Here is a 26,906-nt window from a genome sequence, read left to right on the forward strand (position 1 = left end):
GGACGCCCCAGGTCTGTACCGAGCCGGCGAGAAAGAGAACCGATGCACCTGCCTCCCGAAGACCGCACCCTGAGCCCGCGCACCGGCTACACCCGCGCCCACTGGGAGGCGGCCGCCGACGCCCTGCTCGCCGCCGTGGAGCCGTACGCCACCGAGGACCGCGCCCTCTACCACTTCCCCGGCGAGCGCCAGAGCTGGTCGGGCCGCCTCTCCGACGGCCTGGAGGGCTACGCCCGAACGCTGCTCCTCGCTGCGTTCCGCCGCGACGAGACGGCGTTGCAGCGCTATGCCGACGGTCTCGCGGCCGGCGTCTCGGGCGTCTGGCCCCGCATCGAGGACCGCAGCCAGCCGCTGGTCGAAGCCGCGTCGATCGCGCTCGCCCTGCGGCTGACCCGGCCGCTGCTGTGGGACCGGCTGGACGACGGGGTGCGGCAGCGGGCGGCGGCCTGGCTCGGGGACGGGCTGACGGCGCAGGCCTGGCCCTGCAACTGGGAGCTGTTCCCCGTCACGGTCGGCGGCTTCCTCCAGGAGATCGGGTACGAGGCGGAGGAGTCCCGCAAGGCGATCGACCGGGGTCTCGAACGCATCGAGGACTGGTACGTCGGCGGCGGCTGGTACACGGACGGCGACGGCCGGAAGTTCGACTACTACAACGGCTGGGCCATGCACCTCTACCCGGTGCTGCACGCCTGGCTGGCACAGGACGAACGGCTGCTGGACCTGTACGGCGGCCGGCTCTCCCGCCACCTGGAGGACTACGCCCGGCTCTTCGGCGGCGACGGCGCCCCCATGCACCAGGGCCGCTCCCTGACCTACCGTTTCGCGACCACGGCACCCTTGTGGCTCGGAGCCCTCACCGGCCGTACACCGCTCACGCCGGGAGAGACCCGGAGGCTGTCCTCGGGCGCCCTGAAGTACTTCCTGGAGCGCGGCGCGGTGGACGCGAACGGCCTGCTGACCCTCGGCTGGCACGGCCCCGACGAGGCGGTCCTGCAAGGCTATTCGGGCCCGGCGTCCCCGTACTGGGCGAGCAAGGGCTTCCTCGGTCTGCTCCTCCCCGCTGACCACGCGGTGTGGACGGCGGTGGAGGAACCCGCCCCCGCCGAGCGCACGGATGCGCTCACCGCCATCGCCGCCCCCAACTGGCTCCTCCAGTCCACCGGCGCGGACGGCCTGGTCCGCCTCCACAACCACGGCAGCGAGGACGTCCGCTACGACCCGTACTACACGCGCCTGGCCTACTCGACGGTGACCGCGCCCGCCCCGACGTACGACAACAGCGTGATCGTCGGCGGCGAGCCGAGCCGTACGGACATCGTGCCGCTGGGCGTCGGCGACGGCTGGGTGGCCTCCCGGCACTCGGTCGGGGACGGGACACGGGTGACGAGCGTGCTCCTCGCGCAGGGGGCCGTGGAGGTGCGGGCCCATCTGGTGGCGGGCGTGGCGGCCGGAACGTCGGTCCGGATCACGGGGTGGGCCGCACGGGACGGGATCCACGCCGAACTCCGCCCGGTCGCCGGACTCGACGACGACCTCACCGGCGCCACCGACGCCGCACCCACCCTCTTCGTTGCCCTCGCCCGCCTCACGGCGGAACCGGAACCCGCGCCGCTCGACGAGCTGGTGACCGTGCGCGTGGACGACGGCGAGATCCACGTCCGCTGGCAGGACGGGCGTGCCGTCCGCGTGCGGTTCGCGGACGACGGCGTGCGGGTCGAGGCGGCTAGCGCCTGACCTCCTGAGCCGTGATGCCCGCCCGGTCCAGTGCTCCGGCGACGGCGGGCGGGTCCAGCGGGTCACCGTCGGCATGGGAGCGCAGGCGCTCCAGCAGCAGCCGGGCGTCCAGCCGGTGCGCCTCGGCGTCGGTCAGGAGGCTTGCCCTGCCCGAGCCGTCGGCCGTGTCGTCGAGGTAGAGCGCCAGCTGCCGCAGCAGGTCGCCGCGGTCGACGAAGTCGCTCATACCGCAGTCCAGGCCGTCGTCGTCGAGGCTGTCGGGGTAGGGCGCCCGGCTCCACGCCCCGTTCTCGTACCAGTAGACGCAGCCCAGTTCGTTCCCTTCCAGCCGGTCCCGCAGATCCTCGTAGGGCAGCCAGTCGGGGCCGCCCGCCAGCATGTCGATCTGCGGTTCGTGCCACTTCACGCCGCTCGACTCGTCCTCGCCGTACAGCACGAAACGGCCCTCGCCCATCCTGGACATGACCCACCAGGTGCAGCCGGCGTCGTCCCAGTGCAGGCCCGCCTCGTCGATCCAGTGGCCGGTCCGGTGCACGGTGGGGATCTTTTCCCGCTCGGTGGTCGTCCCGACGGCGGCGAGCAGCGCCCACCGCGCCCACAGCACATCGCCCGGCGGAAGGTCCTCCGGCTGCCCTGGTCGGTGAATGGTCATGAGAGCCCCCGTGTGTTCTGACCGTGTTCGCGCCGCGATGATGATCGCCGCAAGACTACGACCTTCCGGACCTCGGCGACCTCAGGGCTTGAGGCGAGCGATCTGAAGGGTCTTCGTGGTCGGCGACGCGCCGGTGAGCGGCGTCGCGTACGACGGCTTCACGGGCACGGACGCCCACGCCAAGGTGCCGTCCTTCTGGACCGCGATGTCGCCCGTGATACGGCTGTTGACGACCTTCGTGGCGCTCTTGGACCTGCCGTTCCAGTCGATGAGCCGGAAGTTCGTGCCCGCGAACGTGCCGGTGCAGGTGCCGGCCTTGCACTTGGCGTTCTTCAGCGACTCCCAGGACAGCAGGAGGCGGTCCTTGCCGTACGGGGCGAGGCGGACGTTGACATGCTCCGTGCCCAAGGTGTCGGAGAGTCGGATCGCCTTGCCGGGGCCGGAGTTGCGGTTCTTGAGGAAGGCGACCGCCACCTGGTGGGTGCTGGTCTTCGGGGTGACCGTCCAGCCGCGGCCAGACGAGTCGGCGGGGTTCTTCTTGGCGGCGGCGGCGCCGCGTGAGGCGAAGGCGGTGGCGTAGCGGCCGGTGGAGGACTTCACGAGGTCGCCGGTCCGGCCGGGATAGGTGCCGCCGCAGTAGCCCGCCCAGCACTGCTCGCGCTGGACGGCCGGGGCGACGTCGGGCGCGCCGATCCCCGTCGACACGAACAGGCCCGAACGCCAGTCGTCGAAACAGAGGGAGGTGAAGGCACCGGTCTTCTCAGGGTGCAGGGCGATGCCCTCGTTGTGGCTGCACCCCCAGCTCCAGCCGCCGCTGAGCTTGGCGCCCTTGGCACTGACGTACGACAGCTTGTCGCCGAAGTGCCCGTCGGCGAAGCCGCCCGCGCCGTGCACGACGAAGTAGGCGCCGTACTTGGTGCCGTTCCAGGTGAGCTGACCGTCAAGGGTCGGGGACGTGTCGTGGGAGGCGGTGCCGGTCAGCTTGGTGCGGAAGGTCTGCTTGCCGTTGGTGTAGCGCACGATCGCGGCGGCCGTCTCCTTCCACTTGTTGGTGTCGGCGACCCGGGTGAGCAGGGCGAAGCCGTCGTTGTGCGCGACGAGCCCGCCGACCTCCTTGGTGCCCTTGACGACCGTGTCCGCGCCCGAACGCCTGCCGGCCGCGGTCAGCGGCGTGACATGAACGCCGTCCGCCGCGGGCCAGGCGACGCGCAGGGTGCCGTTCGGGGCCACCGCGGTCGCCGTGCGCGTCCACTCACGGGTGTTGTTGTAGCCGGCCGACAGGTACGGGAACTTGGCCGACAGGCTCACCGAGGTGGTCGTGGGCGTCAGCTCGGGGGCAGTGCTCGAGGCGGCGCCCGCGGTGGCGTACCAGGCTCCGACCAGGGCGGCGGTGGCGGCGAGGCCCGCGATGAGGGGCTTGCGGGCCGCGTGGGACCGGCGATGGCCGGGCGGCGAGAGTCGTGCGGAAGTCATGCCCTGCGGTCGCCGCCGAGTACAGATCAGGTTGCTGAAGATTCAAGAATGTGGTCCGGATCACTTCGGCCGAACCGAAACGATGGGCGCCTGGCGTTTCGGCATGACGGAGCTCCCTTCAACCCCGCGAGGGCGGCGTACCCCCACACACCCGCAGTCGCGCACGGCGGGAAGGGGACGTGTCGGGGGGTGTCCGCCCGCAGCGGCCGGCGTCCGACACCGCGCACCCCACAGCCCACCGAGCCGCCGGACCGAGGACGGACACCCCCCGGCGCGGCCCCGACCCACAACGCACCGAACCGCGCTACGCGAACCCCCACCGAACGGCAACGGGCCGCCGCAGGCATCAGGGGCGCGGGGAACTGCGCAAAAACGCCCGCCCCCACCGAACCCGCGCAGGCATCCCCGGCCCGACACCCCAGGACCCCGGTCCGTCGACGCGGAGGACGGCTGCAGCGAAGGCCCGGCCGAGATGAGGGAGTTCGACCGGCAGCCGGCAGCCGGCAGCCGGCAGCCGGCAGCCGTCGGCATCAACCCGCCGTTCCGTCCTACGACGCCGTGGACGCGCTCAGCCGTCAGGAGGCGACCCGACTCACAGCGACGCACGGCCGGTTCCTGTTACCGTTGACGGTTTCCCGGGTATCAGACCCTTTGGACTCATCACCGGCGAGGGACCGAGGAACCATGACCATGGACATCCCCGGCGACAGGCGACTGGCGGCCGCCGTCGTGATGGACGACGAACAGCGCGTGCTCCTGGTGCGCCGCAGTGAGAGAGAACGGTTCCTGCCCCGGGTGTGGGGTGTCCCCTGCGGAAAGCTGGAGCCGGGGGAGAGTCCAGGGGACGGCGCCCTGCGAGAGCTGAAGGAAGAGACCGGACTGCTCGGCGAGATCGTCCGCAAGGTCGGCGAGTCGTCCTTCCTCAGCGACTACCGAGGGCACGAGATCAAGAACTGGCAGGAGAACTTCCTGGTCAGGCCCTTGACCGCGGCGATCACCCTGCCCGAGCCCGACCAGGACGCCGCCTGGCTCGCCCGTACCGAGCTGACGACGGTCGACATCGACGAGTACAACCTCGACATCGTGCGGCAGGCGTTCACCAGGCCCTGAGCCGCTCCGCCAGTTCCCGCAGCGCGTTCAGATAGTCCGGCACCGCCAGCGGCACCTTCGCCACCGCGCCCGGATGCGGACCCGCCGCTGTGAACACATCGGTGTGCCGCCGCCGTTCGGCACCCGTCTCCAGGAACAGCGTCACGGTCGGCTCGTCCGTGTCGCACCACGCCCGATGCAGGGTGTGCGCGGGCAGCGCGTACGAACTGCCCGCCGCGTACTGCCCCAGGTGCGTCAGCCGCAGCCGAGCAGGACCGGCCGGCCTCAGCGTCCAGTCCGCCGACCGCTCCGCCAGCGACTCCTCGTAACGGGCCGCCGCGAGTCCGCCCACCCGGTCGTCGACCTCGTACAACTCCATGGCCAGCCGCCCCCGCACGACGTAGGACGCCAGCGGGGAACGGTGGTTGTGGATGTCCTCCTCGCCGATCGTGCCCGCGCCCGGGTGCCACACATGGGCGCGCAGCATCCGGCGCGGTCCGCCGTCGATCAGCAGCAGCTTGTCGAAGCCCAGGACATGGCGGTACGACAGCCGTGCGCAGCCCTCCGGGTCGCCCTCGCCGGAGGAGAGGTCGTCGATCAGCTCCAACAGACGGTCGGGGGCGCCGAGTTCGCAGACGACGCGGCGGGCCTCGGCCGCGAGTGTGTGCTCGGGCAGTTCACCGTCCAGCGCCCCCGCCAGCAGCCGTCGCGCCGCCAGGACGTGCCGACCGCCCATGCACCCACCCTCCAACGCCCGCCCGTCACCACCGGGTTCAACCACCCGGCTGATACATCCATACGGCATGCCCGCGCAGCGCCGAAAGACCTTGATAGGTCATCCACATCGGCCGCCGCAGCTCGGTGCTGTCGCCCAGTCCCCAGGACCAGATGCCGTCCGTCTGCCCCGCCCACACCGCGGCGACGGCCCCCTCCAGCCGGACCCGCCACTCGTCCTCCAGCCCGTCCGCGCGGGCGATCTCCAGGGCGCCCGGGGAGAGAAGGGCGCGGGCCAGCCAGGAGGCGGTGAAGTGCCGTACGTTCAGCACCTCGTGGCGCGAGGGGTCGTCCGTGCGTGGCCGGCGCACCTCCTCGTGCAGGTTCTCCAAATCGGGGCAGGTGTCGTGCGGCGCGTCCGGGCAGGACAGCAGCCAGCGGACACCGTCCTCGCGGGCGGTCCGCGCCCGGGCGGCCCGTGCGTCGGAGTCCTCGCCCAGGACCCGGGCGGCCCGGTCGAGGGCGACGACGGCCTGCGCGGTGTGCAGCGGGGACGGCCTGCCGTACGGCGGCTGCAGCCGGTAGCCCCAGCAGCGCAGATGCTCGCGGCGCGGGTCGCTGATCGCACCGTCCGCGAGGGCCTCGCGCAACGCCGGCAGGAGCTCGGAGCGGGGCGCGCCGCGCAGCAGCCCGCGCAGCACGGTCGTCACGACATGCGTCGACTCCAGCCCGGCGCGGTCGAGTTGCCGGGTGAAGCCGCTCGTGCACCGGTCCACCTCAGCCGCCAGCCGCTCCGCCGACGTGCCCGCCCGGGCCAGCGCGCCCACTACCAGCGCGGTGACCTCCGGCCGGGCCTCGGACCCCTGCGAGCGCGCCGACCAGCCGCCGCCCGGGAGCCGCAGCCGCCACAGCGTGTCCACCAGGTCGCCGGTGCTCAGCCGGCCGTCGGGCACGCCCAGGTCGAGCATGATGTGCAGGCCGTACGCGGTGCCGACGGGGGTGGGCCGGGAGGGCGTGTTCTCGCCGAGGGAGTGCGGCCAGCCCGTGAGCCGCCCGCGCTCCGGGTCCTCCACGACGGAGACCTGGTCGACAAGGGCGTCGTAGGCGGAGGCGAACACCCGAGGGAGCGGGCCGGGCGCGCCCGGCGCCATCGCGGCCGGCCCCATGGCGGGGGCCTGTACGTGCCCAGCGGACGGCGAGGTCCGCGCCCGCAGCAGCGCGGCCGCCAGCCACGCCGCGACGAAGGTGCCGAGCCCGCTGACGCCGGAGATCAGATACCGGGCCGCCGCCCCGTCGATCGAGTCGGGCAGCACACTGAACAGGAACTGGAACACGCCGTACCCGGCGGCCGCGGCGCCCAGTCCGCCGAGCCAGCCGACGAAGCGGGCGGGAGGCGAGCCGTTCGCGGGTTCCTCGTCGGGTGCGGGAGACGTGGGGCCGGCCTGTCGGGACCTCAAGGGGCCGCGTCCGAGCTGCTGTTGGGACATGACCGGCTCCCTCCCCCGTGGCGAAGTGCGACCTCCGCGAAGCTTCCAGTCTAAGTGGTCAGCGTGGCACCTGGGGCGGCTGCCGGGCCCTGCCCGCCGCGCGGCCAGTTCACGAGCGCCACGTGCAGGGCGTCGACGGCGCGCTCCCAGGACTCCTGTACGGCACGCGGAGCACCGAAGGCGCCCGTCGACTCCAGTGCGCAGTAGCCGTGGAAGGTACTGCGCAACAACCGGACGGCGTCGGTGAGATCGGGTTCGTCCAGGCCGTAGGCGCGGAGCATGCCGTACGTGATCTCGGCGGTACGGCGCATGGCGGGGGAGTCGGCGACGAGGGACTGGTCGATCCGGAGCTGGGTCGCCGCGTAGCGGCCCGGGTGCTGGAGGGCGTACTCCCGGTAGGCGTCGGCGAATGCCTTCAGCGCGTCCTTGCCCGCCCGTCCCGCGACCGCCATGGCGATCCGGTCGATCATCTCCCCGCCGGCGAGCAACGCCATCCGCGTCCTGAGATCCTGAAGGTTCCTGACATGCGAGTACAGGCTCGCGTCCTTCACGCCGAACTGCCGGGCCAGAGCCGACAGACTGACCTTCTCGAGGCCGACCTCATCGGCCAGGTCCGCGGCGGCCGACGTGATGCGGTCGGCGGTGAGACCTGCTCTGGGCATGGGGTGACCTCCGTTCCTGTGAGCACTCCGTTCCTGTGAGCACTAGTCTATTGCCTAAAAATCCTAGGAAGCCGGGTTCGGCCCAGGTCTCACCAGGCCCGTCTCGTACGCCAGCACCACCGCCTGCGCCCGGTCGCGCAGGGCCAGCTTCGAGAAGATGCGAGCCACATGGGACTTCACCGTGGCCTCGCTGAGAGTGAGGTGCTCGGCCAGCTCCGTGTTGGACAGGCCCCGGCCCAGCAGGGTCAGTACCTCCAGCTCCCGTGGGGTGAGCGCGGACAGGGAAGCGGGTGGCGCAGGTGCGGGAGCGGCGGACGCGAAGCGTTCCACCAGGCGGCGGGTGATGGACGGGGCGAGGAGCGCGTCGCCGGTGGTGACCAGGCGTACCGAGGCCGCCAGGTGTTCCGGGGTGACGTCCTTGAGCAGGAAGCCGCTCGCTCCGATCGACAGGGCCGTGTAGACGTACTGGTCCAGGTCGAAGGTGGTGAGCATCAACACCCGGCAGTCGGGGGACTGCCGGAGGATGCGGCGGGTCGCCTCCAGGCCGTCCATCGTCGGCATCCGGATGTCCATCAGCACCACGTCCGGCGTCAGCTCGCGCGCCAGCGACACCGCCTGCGCGCCGTCCGCAGCCTCCCCCACCACCTCGATGCCGCGCGAGGTGAGGATCAGCCGGAAGCCGGTCCGGATCAGCGTCTGGTCGTCGACGACCAGCACCCGGGGCGCCGTCACGGGCGGTCCATCGGGATGCGCGCCCGGACCCGGTACCCGCCGCCGAGGCGCCGACGGGCGTCCAGATCACCGCCGTACACCGCGACCCGCTCCCGCAGTCCCAGCAGCCCGCGCCCCGTCCCCTGCCGTGCCATGGGCGGCGGGGCGTCCCCGGTCAGCACGCTCGGGCCGGTGCTGAGGACCTCCACGCGCAGCGCGTGGTCGGCGTAGCGCACGGTAACCTCGGCCGTGCCGCCGTCGCCGTGCCTGAGGGCGTTCGTGAGCGCCTCCTGGACGATGCGGTACGCCGTGACGGCGATTCCCTGCGGGAGCGGGCGGGGTTCGCCGGAGATGCGGACCTCGACGGGCAGGCCCGCGAACGAGACACGGTCGACGAGTTGGCCCAGCCGGTCCAGACCGGGCTGCGGGGTGAGGTCGACGGCGCTGTCGGTGTCGTTGCGCGGACCCTCGTCCACGTCGTCGTCCGCACCGCTCGGCGACGGTGCCAACAGCCCCAGCAGATGCCGCAGGTCCGTCATCGCGCCCCGCCCCGCGTCCTCCACCGCCCGCAGCGCCGCCGCGGCCTCGTCCGGCATCGTGCCGAGCACCTCACGGGCGGCACTGGCCTGGACGACCATGAGACTGACGTTGTGGCTGACGATGTCGTGCAACTCGCGGGCGATCCGGTCCCGTTCGGCCGCGACCGCGGCCCGCGAGGCGCGCTCCCGCTCCCGTTCCAGCAGCCAGCCGCGCTCGCCCACGGCCTCCCGCCAGCGGCGCCGCGTCCGCCACAACGCGACGGTCAGCACGAGTACGGCGGCACACGCCAGCGCGAGTGCCACCACGAGGCCGTTCGTCTCCCAGTCCTCCCCCATGGGGTTCACCCTGGCAGACGATCACCGTGTCCGCATCGGCCCGTGGGTGCAGGCCCTGCATCCGGGGGATGAGGCGAGCGACCGGATGCCATCCGGGGAGGGATGTCCTGGGCCGGCCCGGCCTCGTAGCGTCCTGTACATGGTCACTGAGGGCAGCAGGGCAGAGGTCGTCGTACGGCTCGACGACGTGCGCAAGGAGTACGGCGAGACGGCGGCGCTGGCCGGGGTGTCGCTGGAGATCCGGGCCGGGGAGGCGGTCGCGGTGATGGGGCCGTCGGGGTGCGGGAAGTCGACCCTCCTGAACATGATCGCCGGGTTGGACCGGCCCACGGGCGGCGAGGTCGTCGTGCACGGCGAGAACGTGGGGGAGCTGGGCGAGAAGGGGCTCGCCCTGTACCGGCGGCGCCGGATCGGCATGATCTTCCAGTTCTTCAACCTCATCGACGACCTGTCGGCGCTCGACAACGTGGCCCTGGCCGCGCAACTCACCGGCACGCCCGCACGGCAGGCCCGGCGGCGCGCGCTGGAACTGTTCGACGAGCTCGGCATCGCCGACCGGCAGGGCGCCTACCCCGCCGTGCTCAGCGGCGGCGAACGCCAACGGGTCGCCGTGGCGAGGGCGTTGATGAACCGCCCCGCCCTGCTGCTCGCCGACGAGCCGACCGGCGCCCTGGACAGCCGCTCAGGGGAACAGGTGATGGACCTGCTGCTCGACCTCAACCAGATCGGCCAGACCCTGGTCCTGGTCACCCACGACGAGCATCTCGCCCGCCGCTGCGCCAGCCGGCTGATCGAGTTCGCCGACGGCCGGGTGACCGGCGAGCACACCCTGGAGCCGTCCGCATGAGGGCGGTGTGGCGCGCCGCCCGCGCGGCGGTACGGCGGCGCAGGCTCCAGACCCTCGTCATCGCGCTGGTCACCCTGACCTCGACGGCGGCCATGGTGGTCGCCCTCGGCCTGGTCGACGCGGCCTCCGCCCCCTTCGACAAGGCCTTCGACCGGCAGCGCGGCCCGCACGTGGTCGCCGCGTTCGACCCGGCGAAGGTCTCGGACGCACAGCTGGCGGAAGCGGCCCGGCGGCCCGGCGCCGAGGCGGCTGCCGGCCCCTTCCCCCAAGCGGTCGTCCAACTGACGGACGACACCTCGAACTTCGGTCTCGGGATCGGCAGCGAGATCACGGTCGTCGGCCGCGCCGGCCCCGGCGGCCCCGTCGACCGGCTGGACCTGTGGGCCGGCCGCTGGGCGACCCGGCCCGGCGAGGTCGTCCTGCACCGGAAGTCCGACTGGGCGGCGGACGACCTGGGCAAACAGCTCCGCCTGGAGTCGGGCGCCCCCGCCCTCACCGTCGTCGGGTTCGCCTTCGACCTGAGCCGCACCGCGGACGCCTGGGTCGCGCCCGAACAGATCGACGCGCTGCGTCCGACGGCCACCCAGATGCTGTTCCGCTTCCCCGACGCCTCGACGGACGGCCGGCTGCAGGCCCAGCTCGCCACGGTGACCGAGGGGCTCCCGGCGGACGCGCTCACCGCCTCACGGTCGTATCTCGCCCTGAAGCACCAGGTGAGCAGTTCGGCGCGGGCGTACACGCCCTATCTGATGGCCTTCGGCATCCTGGGCGTCGCGGTCGCGGTCCTGATCATCGCCAACGTCGTCAGCGGCGCCGTGATCTCCGGCTTCCGGCACATCGGCGTGCTCAAGGCGCTCGGTTTCACACCGGGGCAGGTGGTCGCCGTCTACCTCACGATGATCTCCGTACCGGCCGTGGTGGGCTGTGCGCTCGGCACCGCGGCGGGCAACCTGCTCGCCCGGCCCTTCTTCGGGTTCGTGTTCACGGGGCCCGACGCCGGGGTCTTCCACGACACCGTCGGAATCGCGCCCTGGATCAACGTCGTCACCCTGCTCGGCATGCCCGCCCTGTGTCTCCTCGCCGCGCTCGTCCCCGCGCTGCGCGCCCACCGGATGTCGGCGGCGCGGGCGATCAGCGCGGGCGTCGCCCCGCGTGCCGGACGCGCCCTGGGCGTCCAGCGCCGGCTGGCCGGCAGCAGGCTGCCGCGCTCGGTGAGCCTGGGCATGGGCCTGCCGTTCGCCCGGCCCGGGCGCAGCGCCGTCACGCTCGCGGCCGTCGTCCTGGGCGTGACCACCGTGACCTTCGCGACCGGGCTCGCCACGACGATGACCCGGTTCGGCGAGGCCGGGCGGGACGCCTACCAGGTCACGGTGTACGCCTCGAACTTCAAGAACGGCAAGGAGATCAGGCCGAAGCACGACGACCGTGAACTCGTGTCGCTGCTGGGTGGGCTGCCCGGGGCGGCCGAGATCACCGCCCGCGCCTCCATCGACGTACGCCTGACGGGCTCGGCGCATCCCGTGATCCTCGAAGGACGTCGCGGGGACCGTCCCCGGCTGGACAGCGTGCTCACGGACGGCAGGTGGACCCGCGGCGCCGGCGAGATCGTGGCCGGCTCGGCCTTCCTGCGGCAGAACGGCGTACGGGTCGGTGACCGGGTCGGTCTGGAGAAGGGCGGCCGGGTCGAACGGGTGCTGGTCGTGGGGGAGTTCATGGAGAGCAACGCCCGGGTCGTGGTCGCCGACTGGCCGACGCTGACGGCTCTGGCCCCGGACGAGAAGCCCATCGCCTACCACGTCCGACTCCGCGCCGGCGCCGACCCGGCCGCCTACGCCCGCGCGGCCCGGGCCGCCGACCCCGGGATCGCCCCGGACCTGCGGGGCGGAAACTCGATCACCCAGACCATCATCGGCTCCGCCACCGCGCTCACCCTGATGCTCGCCGTCGTCGCCGCACTGGGCGTCTTCAACACGGTCGTCCTCAACACCCATGACCGCAGGCGGGACTTGGGCATGCTGAAGTCGATCGGTATGACACCGCGACAGGTCACGGTGATGACGGTGACGTCGATGGCGGTCCTCGGCGTGATCGGCTCCCTGCTGGGCGTCCCGCTGGGCATGGCAGGCCACCACGTGGTGGTCCCGCGCATGGCGGGCGCCGTCGACCTCACCCTGCCCGCCTACATGACCGACGTCTGGCAGGCCCCGGCCCTCGCCGTTCTCGCCCTCGCGGGGCTGGTGATCGCCGTGCTGGGCGCGCTGGTTCCGGCACGGCGGGCGGGGCGGCTGACGGTGGCCGAGGTGCTGCGCAGTGAGTGAGGCGACGGCTCCGCGTACGGCGGCGATCAGCCGATCGGCGCGTACAGCACCCCCAGCTTGTCGACCTCGTCACCGGCCCGTCCCGTGAACCCGACGATCTGCCAGCCGGACGGTGCCGTGAAGGTCCTGGCGTCCGAGGTCGCCGTACCTGAGGACAGCGTGCGGCCCTTGTCGGTCGTGAAGGCGGCCGAGAAGATCCGGGTACGGCCGTCCTTCTGGCCCTGCGTCAGCCTGGCGGAGGTGAGGTGCTCGCCGGAGGCCAGGGTCAGGGATGTGGCCGTGCCGCCCGTACCGCCGTGGGCGAGGGTCGTGCCGCCGTCGTGGGTGAGGGACACCGAGTCCAGGCGGGAGGCGCCGCGCAGGGTGAGGGTGCGGGGCGAGGGTGTGGCCGGCAGGTCGTCGGCGTCGTTGAAGGCCGTGCCGTGCGGGCCGCCGAAGAAGTCGCTCGCCTTCAGGGACGGGTTGACGGTGTAGGAGAAGTCGACGGTGTGCGGGAAGTGGTCGGACAGGTTGCCGCCCGCGGAGTCCAGGAACGACGCCCACTCGTTGTGGTAGCGGGTGGCGTCGAGCTTCAGGAGGTCGCTGCCGCGGTAGAGGACCTTGTCGACGACCTCGCAGTCGTTCGGCGGCGCCGACGTCGGGCACAGCAGCGCGTCCGCGCCCTGCGTCGGCCGGACGCCGCCCTTGGCCAGCTGCACCCACGCGTCGGTCAGGCCGTTCTCGTCGGCGAGGGTGCGGATGTTGTCGCCGCCGCGGGTGTACCGGGTGTTGGTGTCGCCCATGACGACGACCGCGTTGCCGGACGAGTTCGCCTGGATGAAGTCCGACAGCTGGTCTATGTTGGCGCGGCGGGCGGCCAGCGCGTCGTCCGTGTCGTCGGCGTTGGTGTGGACGTTGTAGAGGTCCACGAAGACACCCTCGGCGAGGCGGACCCGGGCGAGCGAGAAGCCCTTCGGGGTCAGGCAGTTGGTGCCGGTGCACTTGTTCCACTTCACCCGCTCGAAGTCCTCGAACGGATGGTCCGACAGCGTGTTGAGACCGTCGCCGAAGGGCACGCCGCCGCTGGTCGCGGTGCGGTACGGGTGGTTGTCACCCGCGTACAGGGCCGCGTGGTAGTTGAAGTCCTCCTGGACGTTCACGATGTCGTACGCCGCCAGCCGCGGCGATATCAGCGGGGTGTTCTTCTCCGGATTGCCGGAGCTCAGGCCTTCCGGAAGGCCCGCGACGTTGTACGTCAGGACGTTGAAGGTGCCGCTGGTGGCGGCCGCCGCGGGGGCCGATGCGGTGGTGGCGAGGCCGGTGAGGGCCAGTGCGGCGGCGGCGAGCGTGCCGATCAGTCTTCTCATGGTGGGGGCGTCTCCGATGAGCGACGAAGAAGATGAGCGCTGTTCAGTTTCGATGTCAACCAGAGTGACGTACAAGGGCGGTTGGGGGAACAGTGAGTCAACCCCGAGAACGAAGCACCCCATGGGGTCATCCGTTCACCCCCGAGTAGTGCCCCAGCGCCCACCGCCACAGCCACCGCCCACCCAGATACGCCACCAGCCCCAGCAGGGGCGAGGACGCCGCCAGCCAGTACGGGACGGACGTGTCGTGGCCCGTGAGGACCGCGGCCGGGAAGTACGCGACGAAAGCGAGGGGGAGGGCGAAGGTGAGGAAGCCGCCGACCGCCTTGGGCAGGACGTTCAGCGGGTAGCTGCCGAAGGTGCCGAGGAGCTCCTCCAGCCAGCGGCCCCAGTAGTCGGCGGCGGGAAAGCGCAGGCACGCGGCGGCCACCGCCGTGAACAGGGCCGCCTCCAGCAGCATCCCGCCGATCACCGCGGCGATCAGGTAGGAGACCCGGCCCGCCGACCAGTCCAGGGTGCTGCGGCTCAGCGCGCCCGCCATCAGGCCGGCCGCGACGGTCAGGTCACCGATCGCGTTCGTCGGGAAGTAGGCGAGCTGGACCTGGCGGTGCACCGGCATCGGACGGAGCAGATAGATGTCGATCCGCCCCTCCTGGACCTGGCGGCCGATGAAGTGCATGCGGCCGAGGAGCAGCACGAACAACCCGTGCGCCAGCATCCGGATCGCCGGGATGAGCAGCACGTCCGAGCTCTCCCAGCCGCCCATCCCGGTGAACCGGGCCAGCAGCACCGTCGCGAACACGATCACCGACATCTGCCAGATCGCGCCGATCGCGATGTTCAGCAGGAACTCGGTGCGGTACTCCATCGAGGAACGGATGTTGAGGAGCGAGATGCGCCAGACGAGGCGCAGGGACTTCACCGCTTTCGGCGTCATCTCAACCCCCCTGCGAGATCACGCGCCGCGCGGCCCGCCGCCACACCCACCGGGTGCACAGCGCCAGCACCACCACCCACAGGGCCTGGACGGCCAACTGGCCGCCCGCGTCGGTCAGTTCGATACGGCCGACGTAGATCGACAGCGGCACGCTCAGCGTCGCCTGGAAGGGCAGGAAGCCGCTCACCGTGATGAACCAGTCGGGGAAGAACCACAGCGGCGCGTACACCCCCGACAGCAGGTTCTGCGCGAAGATCAGGATCAGCATCGCGGAGTTGTTGCGGATGGTGAAGAAGCACAGCTGGTCGAGCAGGAGCAGCACGTAGTACAGGACCCACTGGCCGAGCAGCATGCTCACCGCGAACACCGCGGCCACGGCCGCCGACGCCGGTGGCTCCACCACTCCGGCGGCCAGACAGACCGCATATCCGCCCAGCGCCCACGCCAGCCCGTACACCTGCTCGCCGAGCGCGCGCAGCGCGTAGTACCGCTGGGGCGGCAGCGGGCGCAGATACCAGTAGACGATCGTGCCGAAGTGCATGTGCTGAAGCACCGTGTCCCGGCCCGCGTACTGGTCCAGCTCCCGCAGCCGGGAGGCCAGTACCGCCAGGACGGCGTACGTCACCGCCTGGTCGCGGGTCAGCCCGGCGGTGGTGCCGGTGTGCGTGTACAGGCCCTGCCACAGCGAGGCCACCAGGACCACCTGGACGGTCAGCCGGAGCAGGACGGCGGTCATCCGGGGCGGAGTGTGCAGCTCGCCTAGCGGAGTGACCCGGGCGGCGCGCCAGCCGTGTGCCAAGGAGGCCATCTCAGGCCCCTTCCGTCGACGGCCCGGCATGGACGTACGCGGCCCGCATCACGTCCTCCAGGTCCGCCTCGTCCAGCGCCAGGTCCGTCACCTCGTACCGCTCGATGACCTGCTTCAACGCCTGGTGCACGGTCGGCGCGTCGGGGCCGTCCGGGCCGAAGACGGCCTTCGGGCCCTCGCGGCGCAGCAGCGCGATCCCGGGCAGGGAGCCGACCTCGGTGTGCGGGTCGGCGAGCGTCACCCGCACCTGCCAGGTCGAGCCGAAGCTGCGGCGGATCTCGTCGAGCGTGCCGTCCAGCACGAGCCGGCCGTGGTTGATCAGCACGACCCGCTCGGCGAGCCGCTCGACCTCCGTCATGTCATGGGTGGTGAGCAGCACCGTACGGCCGCGCTCCGCCACCTGGTGCCGCAGGAACTCCCGCACCTGCTCCTTGACCACCACGTCCATGCCGATGGTGGGTTCGTCGAGGAAGACGACCGGCGGGTCGTGCAGCAGGGCGGCCGCCAGGTCGGAGCGGACGCGCTGGCCGAGGGAGAGGTGGCGGACCCGGGTGTCCCAGAACGAGGACAGGTCGAGGAGGTCGTCGAACTCCTTCAGCCGCGCCGCGTGCTCGGTCTTCGGCACCTCGTAGATGTCCCTGAGGATCGCGAACGACTCGCGCACCGGCAGGTCCCACCAGAGCTGGGTGCGCTGCCCGAACACGGTGCCGATGTTCCGGGCGTTGCGCTCACGTTCCTCGTACGGCACGACCCCGGCGACCCGGGCCTCGCCCGCGGTCGGGGTGAGGATGCCGGTGAGCATCTTGATGGTGGTGGACTTGCCGGCGCCGTTCGGCCCGAGCAGGGCGAGGAGTTCGCCGCGGGCGACGGAGAACGACACGTCACAGACGGCGTGCTTGGCGACCCTCTCCGGGTTGACCAGAGAGCGCAGCGCACCGGCGAGGCCGGGACGGCGGACGGTGGTGTGGAAGGTTCGGGACAGACCGCGAACCTCGATACTGCCAACCAAGTGGCATCAACTCCCGTGCTGTGAACGCAAAGCGCGGCCGGCCGGCATCGCTGCCGACCGGCCGCCCACGACCCTCCGAACGCTGTCGGAAAGTCGATCAATCGGTCAATCGATTTACAGTTTTCTCACTCCGGCTTCTCACTCGTGGTTCGAGAACACGAACGAGAACTCGGTGGGCTCGGCCTTCAGGAAGTACTGCGGCAGCGGGCCCGGACCGCAGGACTGCGAACCGATGCCGTGCTGGCCGTGGTCGAGGTTGATCCACAGGGTGTCGCCCGGCGTGAGGTCGGTCAGATGCCGGGCGGCGTCGAGCTGCTCGTTGGTCCAGCGCCGGGCGCTGAACCAGAACTCCGGGTCGCCCTCGATCCGCAGCCCGCCGAGCTCCGCCCAGCGGACGTCGGCCCGGGCGCCGTTCTCCTGCGGGCGGACGTACGGGGTCTGCAGGTCCTCGATGCCCGGCAGCCACTGGCCGAGCTTCGAAGCGGCCCGGGTGTCCGGGTAGGCCTCACCACTGCCGCCGAAGTACAGGACGGTGTCGGCGGCGTCGGCCGGCAGCCCGAAACGGATGCCGAGCCGGGGCAGCGGCACCGTCCAGTCGCCCTCGGGGGTCACCGACACCGTCAGCTTCAGCAGGCTGCCGTCCGACGTCCAGCGGTACACCGTGCGCAGACCCACCTCGGCGGCTGCGGGCGCCACCCGGGTGCGGACGGTCAACGCGTCGTCGCCCAACTCCACCGCGTCCAGCCGGTGCTGCATCCGGTGCAGGCCGAGCCCCCGCCACAGCACGCCGTAGCGTGTGTCGTCCTGCCAGGAGGCGCCGTCGTCGTTGTCCGTGGGCGCCCGCCACACGTCCAGGCGCAGTCCGGTCACGTCGAGACCGCAGATCGTCCGCGGCGCCCCCGAGCGGGCGTCGAAGGACGCCGGGCCGAGCGTGATGAGCCGCTCCTCGCGCACCGGCCGGGCCGAGGCGGCGACGGTCACCGGGGTGCGTGGGGCCACGGTCTCCTGGCCCCACGCCACCTCATGCCCCTTCGGCCCCCAGGCCGTGTCCTCGGCGAGCAGCGCCCGCACCGTCCACGAGACCTCGTCGTCCCCGCCGTCCGGCGCGGCCGCCGGCAGCTTGACCTCCGCCGACTGACCCGGCGCCAGCGGCGGCACGGTGAGCGTGTGCGCACCCGTGGGGAACCCGTCCACCGCGTAGGAGAACTCGAACTCCAGGTGCGAGAGATCGGCGAAGTCGTACGCGTTCGTCACCCGTACGGCACCGCCGGTGCCGTCGCCCTCGATCCGGACCGGCTCGATCACCTTCTTGTACTCGACGAGCCCCGGGGAGGGCCGCCGGTCCGGGAAGATCAGCCCGTCGCAGACGAAGTTGCCGTCGTGCAGCTCCTCGCCGAAGTCACCGCCGTAGGCATAGCCCAGCTCGGGGTGCTTGACGCCGTGGTCGATCCACTCCCAGATGAAGCCGCCCTGGAGGCGCTCGTACCGCTCGAAGATCTGCTGGTAGTCGGCGATCCCGCCCGGGCCGTTGCCCATCGCGTGCCCGTACTCGCACTGGATGAAGGGCAGTTCGCGCCTCTTGTGCGTGCCGCCGTCCAGGTCCTGCCCGATGCGCTCGACCTCCTCGTGGGAGGCGTACATCCGCGAGTACACGTCGGTGTCCCGGCAGTTCCAGTCGCCCTCGTAGTGCACCAGCCGCTCGGGGTCGCGGCCGTGGATCCACTCGGCCATGGCGGTCAGGCCGCGCCCGGTGCCGGCCTCGTTGCCCAGCGACCAGAAAACGATCGACGGGTGGTTCTTGTCCCGCTCGACCATGCGGGCCGCGCGGTCCAGCAGGGCCGGGGTCCAGCGGTCGTCGTCGACGGGGTTGTCCCGCCAGGCCTGCTCGGTGAAGCCGTGCGTTTCGAGGTCGCACTCGTCGATGACCCACAGGCCGTACTCGTCGCACAGGTCCAGGAACGCCGGGTGCGGCGGGTAGTGCGAGGTGCGCACCGCGTTGAGATTGTGCCGCTTCATCAGCAGCACGTCCTCGCGCATGGTCGCAAGGTCCAGCGCGCGGCCCTTCTCGGGGTGCCACTCGTGCCGGTTGACGCCCTTGAAGAGGATCGCCTTGCCGTTGACCTTGATCAGGCCGTCCTCCAGGACGACCGTACGGAAGCCGATCCGCAGCGGCACGCGCTCGCCGGCCGTGACCAGCTCGCCGTCGTACAGCTTCGGCGTCTCCGCCGACCACGGCTCGACCGCGACCGTCACCGGCTCGCCGGTGGCGACATCGATGTCCAGGGCGGGCACGGACACCCGCCCGTCGACGTCGGAGTCGACGCGCAGGGTGCCCTCGCCCGTGGTGTGGTCGTAGGAGGCGTGCACGAAGAAGTCGCCGGCGCCGCCCGTCGGACGGTGCAGCAGGGTGACGTCACGGAAGATGCCCGGCAGCCACCACTGGTCCTGGTCCTCCAGGTAGGAGCCCGCCGACCACTGGTGCACCCGGACCGCGAGCACGTTCCCGGTCGGCTTCAGCAGCTCGGCGACCGCGAACTCGTGCGGCAGCCGGGAGCCCTTGAACTCGCCGAGCTCCGTGCCGTTCAGCCAGACACGGGCGCAGGACTCCACGCCGTCGAAGCGCAGCACGGCACCGCCGTCGGCCGGCCAGTCGGCGGGCAGGTCGAAGACCCGTACGTGGTCGCCGGTCGGGTTCTCGGTCGGGACGTGCGGCGGGTCGACCGGGAAGGGGTAGAGGTGGTTGGTGTAGATGGGCGACCCGAACGCGCCGTCGCCCTGGAGGACCCAGTGGCCGGGGACCGTGACCTCGGCCCAGTCCCCGGCGTCGTACCCCTCCTCGGCGAAGGAGTCGTCCTCGGCGTCGGCGGTCGCCGACAGCCGGAAGCGCCAGCTGCCGTTGAGGGAGAGGGACTTCGCGTCCGAGGTGGCGTACCAGGCCCGGGGCGCGAGGGCCCCGGTGCCGGGTGAGACGTCCTCGACGTAGTCGACGGAGGGGGTGGTGCGGAAAGACATCGGTCTCCAGCTCGTGAGGAAGGCGTCAGCCCTTGATGCCGGTCTGTGCGATCCCCTGCACCAGCCAGCGCTGGAGGAAGAGGAACACGAACACCAGGGGCAGGATGGAAACGGCCGTCGCCATGAAGATCATGTGGAAGACGACGGTCTGGTTGGTCATATAGCTGGACAGCGCGACCTGGACGGTCCACGAACTCGGGTCCTGCCCGATGACCAGCGGCCACAGGAAGGCGTTCCAGCCGGCGATGAAGGTGATGGTCGCCATCGCCGCGAAGAAGTTCAGCGAGTTGGGTACGACGACACGCCAGTACGCGCCCCAGTAGCCCAGGCCGTCCATGCGTGCCGCCTCCTCCAGTTCCTTGGGGAACCCCAGGAAGTACTGCCGAAAGAGGAAGCAGGTGAAACCACTGAACAGGCCCGGGATGATCAGACCCCGGTAAGTGTCCACCCAGCCCAGCGAGGAGACCAGCACGAAGCTCGGCACGAAGGTGACGGCGGTCGGGACCATCAGGGTGCCCAGGACGGCGTAGAACACCTTGTTGGCGTGCTTGTACGGGATACGGGCCAGGCCGTAGCCCGCCAGCGAGCACACCAGCAGGACGCCGACGGTGTGCAGGGTGGCCACGACCGCCGAGTTCCACAGGGACTGGGCGAACGGGACCGTCTCGTCGCTGAAGAGCTCGCTGATGTTGCCCCACTGGATGTCCGTGGGGAAGAGCTTCCAGTTCTCTCCGGTGATCTCGGCGTCGGTGGAGAGGGCGTTGCGGACGAGGATGTAGAACGGGATCAGGAAGAGGAAGGCGGCGACGCCGGTGGAGATGTAGAGGCCGGTGGAGCTCATCACGCCGCCACCGCGCTTGACCCGGCTGGGTACGTCCGACTTCGGTGCGGACTTGCGCACCTTGGGCATGGTGGTGGTCACTTGGACTCGTCCCCCCTTCCGAAGCCCATGATCTTGCCCTGGAGCAGGGTCACGGCACAGATCAGCACGGTCAGGATCAGCGCGCCCGCGCTGCCGGCGCCGTAGTCCTGGCTCTCGCCCAGGGCCTTGTAGTACAGCTCGACGAGTGGCGGACGGCCCCAGGTGGTCTTCGACAGCAGGTTGAAGAACTCGTCGAAGGCCTGGTAGGCGGCGACGAGCAGCAGCAGGATCACCGCGGTGGACGTGGCCCGCAGCTGGGGCAGGGTGATGTACCAGAAGGTCTGCCAGCCGGACTTGGCGCCGTCGATGGCGGCGGCCTCGTACAGCTCCTCCGGGATGTTCTGCAGCGCGGCGATGAACAGGATCATGTAGAAGCCGGACTGCAGCCACAGCCGGGCGCTCACGATGACCAGCCAGTACCAGGGCGGATTGGGGTCGATCAGCCAGGCGATGTTCTCGACCCCGAACCAGCCGAGGACCGTGTTCATCAGGCCGAAGCGGACCCCGCTGAAGATGGACATCTTCCAGATGAGCGACGCGGCGACATAGCTGACCGCGGTCGGCAGGAAGAAGACCGAGCGGAAGAACGCCCGCATGAAGCGCATCCGGTTCACCAGCAGGGCCAGCCCCAGCGACAGCGCCCAGGTGGTGGGCACGATGAACGCGGCGAAGAGGGTGAAGGTGCCGAGCGAGCCGACGAAGTCGTCGTTCGTCAGCATGTACTTGTAGTTGTCGAACCCGACGAACTTGTCCGGCGTGACGGTGAAGCGGGCCTCGAAGAAGCTCAGCCACAGGCTCCAGAGGATCGGCGCGTAGACGAAGATCGCCAGACCGATCAGGAACGGCCCGGTGAAGAGCCAGAAGGTGAAGGTGGGGCTGCCCCGCAGACCCCGCCGCGGCTTGGCCGGTGAGGCCTTCGCCGTGGCGGAGCTCGCGAGGTCGAGCTTGGTGGTCGTCGACATGTCGTGGTCCGTCCCGCGGCCTATCCGAACAGCTTCTTGAGCTCGCGGTTGACGGCCGTGTCGCACCTGTCGAGCGCCTTCTCCGGGTCCATGTCCTTGCGGACGCAGTTGGCGAAGACGTCCTCGAAGGCGGTCCGCATGGCCTGGGTCCAGCCGATGTTGTCGAAGTGCCCGAACTCGTTGAAGAGGCGGACGCCCTCAGCGGCGTTGCCCGACTTGAGCTTGTCGGCCTCCTTGGCGAGCGAGGTGCGCGGCGGGATGTGGAAGCCGTAGGAGGTGGCCCAGTCCTCCTGGTACTGCTTCTGGTCGATCCACAGCCACTTGACGTACTCCTTGGCCGCGTCGACGTTCTTGCCCTTGGCGTTGACGAACATCGACCAGCCGCCGTTGTAGACCGACTGCTTTCCGGAGTCCGTGACCTTCGGGAAGGGGAAGACGCCCCAGTCGTCGCCGAGCGCGTCCTGGATCGCCGGCATCGCCCACATGCCGCAGAACTGGATGGCGCACAGGCCCTGGTTGAACGAGGAGGGATCCCACGACTCGGTCGGAGCGCCGAGGAGAAGGTCGCCGCTGGTGAACAGCGTGCGCATCTTCTTCAGGCCCTCGACGACGCCGTCCGTGTGATAGGCGATCTGGTTCTTCTCGTCGAGGTGCTGGGCGCCCGCCGACCAGATCAGCGTGTCGTTGACGCTGTGCAGGTCGTTGCCCATGTACAGGCCCTTGACCTTGCCGGTGGTCAGCTTGGCCGCGGCCTCCATCAGCTCGTCGAGCGTGGTCGGCACCTCGACCTTGGCCTTCTCCAGCATCGACTTGCGGTAGAAGAAGAACTGCGGGTCGTCGATCATCCGGACGCCGTATATCTTCCCGTCGACCGTGTGCGACTTGATGTCGGCCGGATTGAAGTCGGACTTGACCGGGTCGATGATGTCGGTCAGGTCCGCCACCTGGCCGCTCTTGACCATCTGGATCTGCGGGTGGAACTCGAAGAGGTCCGGCGCGTTGTCGGTGAGCAGGGCCGAGAAGAGCTTGCTCTCGAAGTCCGAGCTGGTGATCCACTGCGTGGTCACATTGGCTTCCTTGTACGCCTTCGCGTACCGCTTGATGGCCTGCTCGGTGCCCGCCTCGCCGTACGCGTGGAACATCTGCACGAGGTTCGTGCCCGACCCCGATCCGCCGCCGCGGCCGTTGTTGCTGCCGCACGCGGCGAGCCCGCCGGCGGCGGCCAGACCCATCGCGGCCCGCAGAACGGTTCGGCGGTCCCAGTTGCTGTTGCTCATTGCCGACATGCTGACGTCCTTGTCTCGAGTACGGCTTGCGGCTCTGCGCCCGTGGCCTGCGGCTGGAGCGGCTCAGCGCCAGTTGGCTCAAATGGGGTTGCGGTGCGGGACGTTAACCTTCGGCTAAGGCTTCGGCAAGGGGTTGGACGAAGTCTGTCCGAAGCGTTGCGCAACGTTCGGCATACCGGACGCGGCGGGGGTGCTAGGAAGGCGGTGCGGTACGGCTCCGGGCCGGTGCGGGGGTCCGCTTTGCCTGCCTCTGTCCTACGGACTGCAAGGCGCCCTCCAGCGCGAACGTGGCCGCGCCCAGGCACACCGGGTCGGTGGGGATCGGGGACAGGACGATCCGGGTGGCGGCCATCGGCCGGGGCAGCGCGTGCCGGGCGACGGCCTCGCGCACCTCCGCGACCAGGGGTTCGCCCAGGGCGGCGGCGACCCAGCTGCTGAGCACGACCACCTCCGGATTGAACAGGTTGACCAGGTCCGCGATGCCCGCACCGAGGTAGCGGACGGTGTCTCGGAGCGCTTTGAGCGCCACGGGGTCGCGTCCCCGCAGTCCCCGGGCGAGCGCGTCGATGGTGGCCGTCTGGTCCTCCGGATGCAGCAGCGCGCTGTCCGCGCTCAGCTCCCGCAGGGTCAGCATGATCCCGGACGCGCCGACATAGGCCTCCACGCAGCCGTGCCTGCCGCACCGGCACAGCCGGCCGTCCAGCACGATCGTGGTGTGCCCCCACTCGCCGGCGCTGTTGCTGACGCCCCGGTGCAGCCCGCCGCCCAGGACCAGGCCGGCGCCCACACCGGTGCCGAGGTTGACCACCACGGCGTCCCCGCTCCCGCGCGCCGCCCCGAACCACAGCTCGGCCACCGCGCTGGCCCGCAGCGGGTTGTCCAGGTACAGCGGGTAGGCGATGTGCTCGGTGAGCAGCTCCAGCAGCGGCACGTCGTGCCAGTCCCAGTTGGGCGCGTACTCGGAGATGCCGGTGGCCCGGTCCACCTGCCCCGGCACGCTCACGCCGACGCCGAGGACGCGGGCGCCCTCGATGCCGGCCTGCGCCACCACCGAGCCGACGGCGGCGGCGACATGCCCCACAACCTGCTCGGGGAGGCTCTCACCGGGGCGGACGTCCTCCTCGGCACGGGCCAGCACGTTCAGTCCGAGATCGAACAGCTCGACATGGACGTACGTCTCCGCGATGTCGACGCCGATCAGGGCGCCACCGGACGCGTTGACGGCCACGAGCCCGCGGGGGCGGCCGCCGGCCGAGTCCTCGAACCCGACCTCCGTGATCATGCGGAGGTCGAGCAGCTCGCCCACGAGGGTGGCGACCGTGGCGAGACTGAGCCCGGTGGCCGCCGCCAGCTCCTGCCGGGAGGTGGGCGACGCGGCGATGATCTGGCGCAGCACCTCGTAGCGGTTGGCGGTGCGGATGTCGCGTGATGTGCGCTTCACCGGGCGTGTCCCCCGTCCCTTCGCTCAGCCGGGTCGTCGTCGGCACCGGCGCGGCGCAAGGCTATGGCGTGCGGAGACTTTCGACAAGGGGTTAGGAAAGGGGGTTTACGAAGTCTCCCAGCACTTCACTCTCCCAGTATGTCCTGCACGAAGGCGTTGGCGAATTTCCGACCCGGGTCCAGCTCCCGCGCCAGCGCCTGGAAGTCGTCCAGCCGCGGATACCGCCCGCGCACGACCTCCGACGGCACCGTGAACACCTTCCCCCAGTGCGGCCGCGGCTCGAAGGCGTCCAGCGCCTCCTCCAGCCGCCGCACCACCGGCAGTACGGCAGCGGTGTCCGCGACCCAGGTGAAGTGCAGCGCCACCGTGTCCCGCCCGTAGGAGGGGCTCAGCCACTGGCCGTCGGCGGCGACCGTCCGCACCTCGCAGGTCTGGAGCACGGGGGCCACAGCCTCCCGGATCCTGTCGATCGCCCGCAGCGCGTCCACCGCGTACCCGCGCGGCAGCAGATACTCCGACTGGAGCTCCGCCCCGCTGCTCGGCGTGAACTCCGCCCGGAAGTGCGGCAGCCGCTCGTGCCACGGCCCCGGCACACCGAACTGCTCCGTGCAGTTGACCGCGGGCATCCCCGGCACCGGGTGCAGCTTCTCCGTGGCGGGCGCCGCCCACGGGAAGTCGGGCAGCGGCTGGTCGGTACGGCGCTTGAGCCACACCTGCCGAAAGCCCGGCGCCCGCCAGTCGGTGAACAGACTCGCGCTGTACGCCGACGCCATCACCGTCTCGAACGCCGCCGGGTCCAGCCCGTCCAACGGCAGCTCGGTGAAGACATGCTGCTCGACCTCGAAGGACGGCTCCAGGTCGACAGTGAGCGCCGTGACGACGCCGAGGGCGCCCAGCGAGGTGACGGCACCGCCGAACCGTTCGTCGTCCCGCCCGATGACCACCACCGTCCCGTCGCCCGTGACCAGCTCCACCTCCCGCACGGACGAGGCCAGCGCACCGTTGCCGACCCCCGACCCGTGCGTACCGGTGGCGACCGAGCCGGCCACCGAGATGTGCGGCAGGGACGCCATGTTGGGCAGCGCGAGCCCGTGCGCGTACACCACGCGGGCGAGCTCGGCGTACCGTACGCCGCCCGAGACGCGGACCGTACGGGCCGTGCGGTCCACGTCGATCACCGGCGGCAGGCCTGCGATCGACAGCAGGAGACCCTCGGGGCCCGGCTCGGCGATCGGATTGAACGAGTGACCGCTGCCCAGCACCCGCACCTTCGCGCTCGCGGCCACCAGCGCGCCGATCGCGTCGAGCGAGTACGGGCGGTGCAGTTCCTTGGCGGTGTACGTGATGTTGCCCGCCCAGTTGGTGATCGTCTCCGTCATCCCTCGCCGTCCTCCAAGGTGAGTGCGTGTGCGTTGACCCTCTCATTCGCGGCTGCCTACGGTGGAGAGCGCTGTAGAGAACGCTTTCTCACCACCTTTCACCGAGTCGGAGGGCATGTCCTTGACCCAGCGGCCGTACGCCTTGTTCGCCATGTCCGCCGAGAACGTGCCGCAGGTCTTCCCACCGGAGGTGATTCGGCGGCTGCGGCAGGCGGTGGACATCGACCCGGCCCTGGTGGCCGAGGACTTCACGGACCCGGAACCGCGCCTGAGGGACGCCCTCGCCCGCGCCGAGATCCTCGTCACCGGCTGGGGCTGCCCCCGCCTCGACAAGACCGTCCTCGATGCCGCGCCCAGGCTGCGGGCGGTGCTGCACTCGGCCGGCTCGGTCAAAGGTCTCGCCACGCCCGAGCTGTGGCGGCGGGGCATCGCGGTGAGCTCGGCCGCGGCGGCCAACGCCCTGCCGGTCGCCGAGTACACCCTCGCGATGATCCTGCTCGCCGGGAAGGACCTCTTCGCCGCTCGCGACCGGCTGCGTACCGAGCGGGTCTTCCCGGGCTGGGGGCTCGTCCCCGGCATCGGCAACCACGGTCGCCGGGTCGGGGTGATCGGGGCCTCGCGTATCGGGCGCCGCGTGATCGAACTCCTGCGCCCCTTCGACCTCCGCGTGAGCCTCTGCGACCCGTACGTCGACGAGGCCGGGGCCGCCGAGCTGGGCGTCCCGCTGCTCGACCTGTCCGATCTGCTGCGCACCTCGGATGTCGTGACGATCCACGCCCCCGAGACCCCGGAGACCCACCACCTCATCGGACCGCGCGAGCTGTCCCTGATGCCCGACGGCGCCGTCCTGATCAACACCGCCCGCGGCGGCCTGCTCGATCACGACGCCCTGATCACCGAACTCCGCGCCGGCCGCCTCTCGGCGATCCTCGACGTCACCGACCCCGAGCCGCTCCCCGCCGACTCCCCCCTCTACGACCTGTCGAACGCCTTCCTCACCCCCCACCTCGCCGGCTCCCAGGGCAACGAGGCCTCCCGCCTGGGACTCGCGGTCGCGGAGGAGGCGGAACGGTTCGGCGGCGGGCAGCCGTTGGCCCACGGGATCGTCCCGTCCGAACTGGAACGCATGGCGTAACGACCGGTTGATTTCGCCCCCGCCGCCCCTACCCGTCCCGTCCCTGGGGGCTGCGCCCCCAGACCCCCGCTGTCGGCCCTGCGGGCCTCGTCCTCAAACGCCGGACG

The 26,906-nt window shown here is 71.0% G+C and carries 22 protein-coding genes; 5 read left to right on the forward strand and 17 right to left on the reverse strand.

Annotated features, from left to right (window positions below):
* Positions 1-42: 42 nt before the first annotated feature.
* Complete coding sequence (locus tag ACZ4UU_RS43090; protein ID WP_471908904.1) at positions 43-1,734, forward strand: DUF2264 domain-containing protein; 1,692 nt, start codon at positions 43-45, stop codon at positions 1,732-1,734.
* Here the strand turns inward: ACZ4UU_RS43090 and ACZ4UU_RS43095 are convergent.
* Complete coding sequence (locus ACZ4UU_RS43095) at positions 1,724-2,386, reverse strand: hypothetical protein (RefSeq protein ID WP_471908905.1); 663 nt, start codon at positions 2,384-2,386, stop codon at positions 1,724-1,726. The two genes, ACZ4UU_RS43090 and ACZ4UU_RS43095, sit on opposite strands and share 11 nt — an antisense overlap.
* An 81-nt stretch (positions 2,387-2,467) precedes the next feature.
* Positions 2,468-3,859, reverse strand: a complete 1,392-nt coding sequence (locus ACZ4UU_RS43100; RefSeq protein ID WP_471908906.1) for a hypothetical protein — start codon at positions 3,857-3,859, stop codon at positions 2,468-2,470.
* 684 nt (positions 3,860-4,543) lie between these two features.
* Between ACZ4UU_RS43100 and ACZ4UU_RS43105 the strand changes: the two genes are divergently transcribed.
* The gene (locus tag ACZ4UU_RS43105; protein ID WP_471908907.1) at positions 4,544-4,969 is read left to right on the forward strand and encodes an NUDIX hydrolase; all 426 of its coding nucleotides are present in this window, start codon (positions 4,544-4,546) and stop codon (positions 4,967-4,969) included.
* Here the strand turns inward: ACZ4UU_RS43105 and ACZ4UU_RS43110 are convergent.
* From ACZ4UU_RS43110 to ACZ4UU_RS43130, 5 genes are all read right to left on the reverse strand, one after another.
* Entirely contained in the window at positions 4,956-5,684 is a 729-nt protein-coding gene (locus ACZ4UU_RS43110) for a hypothetical protein (RefSeq protein WP_471908908.1), read from the reverse strand. The two genes, ACZ4UU_RS43105 and ACZ4UU_RS43110, sit on opposite strands and share 14 nt — an antisense overlap.
* A 37-nt stretch (positions 5,685-5,721) precedes the next feature.
* Positions 5,722-7,149, reverse strand: coding sequence for a hypothetical protein (locus ACZ4UU_RS43115; RefSeq protein WP_471908909.1), 1,428 nt, complete (start codon positions 7,147-7,149; stop codon positions 5,722-5,724).
* Between the two features lie 50 nt (positions 7,150-7,199).
* Positions 7,200-7,811: a TetR/AcrR family transcriptional regulator gene (locus ACZ4UU_RS43120; protein WP_471908910.1), complete on the reverse strand. Its 612-nt coding sequence runs from the start codon at positions 7,809-7,811 to the stop codon at positions 7,200-7,202.
* Positions 7,812-7,874: 63 nt separating this feature from the next.
* A complete protein-coding gene (locus tag ACZ4UU_RS43125) occupies positions 7,875-8,543 on the reverse strand; it encodes a response regulator transcription factor (RefSeq protein WP_471908911.1) in 669 nt (222 codons plus the stop codon).
* On the reverse strand, positions 8,540-9,397 hold the full coding sequence (locus tag ACZ4UU_RS43130) for a sensor histidine kinase (RefSeq protein ID WP_471908912.1): 858 nt from the start codon (positions 9,395-9,397) through the stop codon (positions 8,540-8,542). Before ACZ4UU_RS43130 ends, ACZ4UU_RS43125 begins: the two co-directional genes overlap by 4 nt.
* Positions 9,398-9,536: 139 nt before the next feature.
* Here ACZ4UU_RS43130 and ACZ4UU_RS43135 point away from each other — a divergent pair, with 139 nt between their 5' ends.
* Together ACZ4UU_RS43135 and ACZ4UU_RS43140 are read left to right on the forward strand one after the other, a co-directional pair.
* Entirely contained in the window at positions 9,537-10,244 is a 708-nt protein-coding gene (locus ACZ4UU_RS43135; RefSeq protein WP_471908913.1) for an ABC transporter ATP-binding protein, read from the forward strand.
* The gene (locus ACZ4UU_RS43140) at positions 10,241-12,562 is read left to right on the forward strand and encodes an ABC transporter permease (RefSeq protein ID WP_471908914.1); all 2,322 of its coding nucleotides are present in this window, start codon (positions 10,241-10,243) and stop codon (positions 12,560-12,562) included. The genes ACZ4UU_RS43135 and ACZ4UU_RS43140 overlap by 4 nt, the downstream gene beginning before the upstream one ends.
* Positions 12,563-12,588: 26 nt before the next feature.
* Here the strand turns inward: ACZ4UU_RS43140 and ACZ4UU_RS43145 are convergent, their stop codons facing one another.
* From ACZ4UU_RS43145 to ACZ4UU_RS43190, 10 genes are all read right to left on the reverse strand, one after another.
* Positions 12,589-13,908 (reverse strand): jacalin-like lectin, encoded by a 1,320-nt coding sequence (locus tag ACZ4UU_RS43145; protein WP_471908915.1) that lies wholly within the window; start codon positions 13,906-13,908, stop codon positions 12,589-12,591.
* Between the two features lie 127 nt (positions 13,909-14,035).
* Positions 14,036-14,845, reverse strand: a complete 810-nt coding sequence (locus ACZ4UU_RS43150; RefSeq protein ID WP_471908916.1) for an ABC transporter permease — start codon at positions 14,843-14,845, stop codon at positions 14,036-14,038.
* Position 14,846: 1 nt separating this feature from the next.
* Complete coding sequence (locus ACZ4UU_RS43155) at positions 14,847-15,653, reverse strand: ABC-2 family transporter protein (protein WP_471908917.1); 807 nt, start codon at positions 15,651-15,653, stop codon at positions 14,847-14,849.
* Between the two features lies 1 nt (position 15,654).
* A complete protein-coding gene (locus tag ACZ4UU_RS43160) occupies positions 15,655-16,662 on the reverse strand; it encodes an ABC transporter ATP-binding protein (protein WP_471908918.1) in 1,008 nt (335 codons plus the stop codon).
* A 138-nt stretch (positions 16,663-16,800) separates the two neighbouring features.
* Positions 16,801-19,674: a glycoside hydrolase family 2 TIM barrel-domain containing protein gene (locus ACZ4UU_RS43165; RefSeq protein WP_471908919.1), complete on the reverse strand. Its 2,874-nt coding sequence runs from the start codon at positions 19,672-19,674 to the stop codon at positions 16,801-16,803.
* Positions 19,675-19,699: 25 nt separating this feature from the next.
* The gene (locus ACZ4UU_RS43170; RefSeq protein ID WP_471908920.1) at positions 19,700-20,596 is read right to left on the reverse strand and encodes a carbohydrate ABC transporter permease; all 897 of its coding nucleotides are present in this window, start codon (positions 20,594-20,596) and stop codon (positions 19,700-19,702) included.
* Entirely contained in the window at positions 20,593-21,558 is a 966-nt protein-coding gene (locus ACZ4UU_RS43175) for a carbohydrate ABC transporter permease (protein WP_471908921.1), read from the reverse strand. Before ACZ4UU_RS43175 ends, ACZ4UU_RS43170 begins: the two co-directional genes overlap by 4 nt.
* A gap of 20 nt (positions 21,559-21,578) precedes the next feature.
* The gene (locus ACZ4UU_RS43180) at positions 21,579-22,844 is read right to left on the reverse strand and encodes an ABC transporter substrate-binding protein (RefSeq protein ID WP_471908922.1); all 1,266 of its coding nucleotides are present in this window, start codon (positions 22,842-22,844) and stop codon (positions 21,579-21,581) included.
* A 193-nt stretch (positions 22,845-23,037) separates the two neighbouring features.
* Positions 23,038-24,285, reverse strand: coding sequence for an ROK family protein (locus ACZ4UU_RS43185; protein ID WP_471908923.1), 1,248 nt, complete (start codon positions 24,283-24,285; stop codon positions 23,038-23,040).
* A 125-nt stretch (positions 24,286-24,410) separates the two neighbouring features.
* Complete coding sequence (locus tag ACZ4UU_RS43190) at positions 24,411-25,664, reverse strand: FAD-binding protein (protein WP_471908924.1); 1,254 nt, start codon at positions 25,662-25,664, stop codon at positions 24,411-24,413.
* 121 nt (positions 25,665-25,785) lie between these two features.
* Between ACZ4UU_RS43190 and ACZ4UU_RS43195 the strand changes: the two genes are divergently transcribed.
* Positions 25,786-26,799, forward strand: a complete 1,014-nt coding sequence (locus ACZ4UU_RS43195; RefSeq protein WP_471908926.1) for a hydroxyacid dehydrogenase — start codon at positions 25,786-25,788, stop codon at positions 26,797-26,799.
* Positions 26,800-26,906: the final 107 nt, after the last annotated feature.

This window comes from Streptomyces sp. NPDC028907 (genome assembly GCF_055564995.1).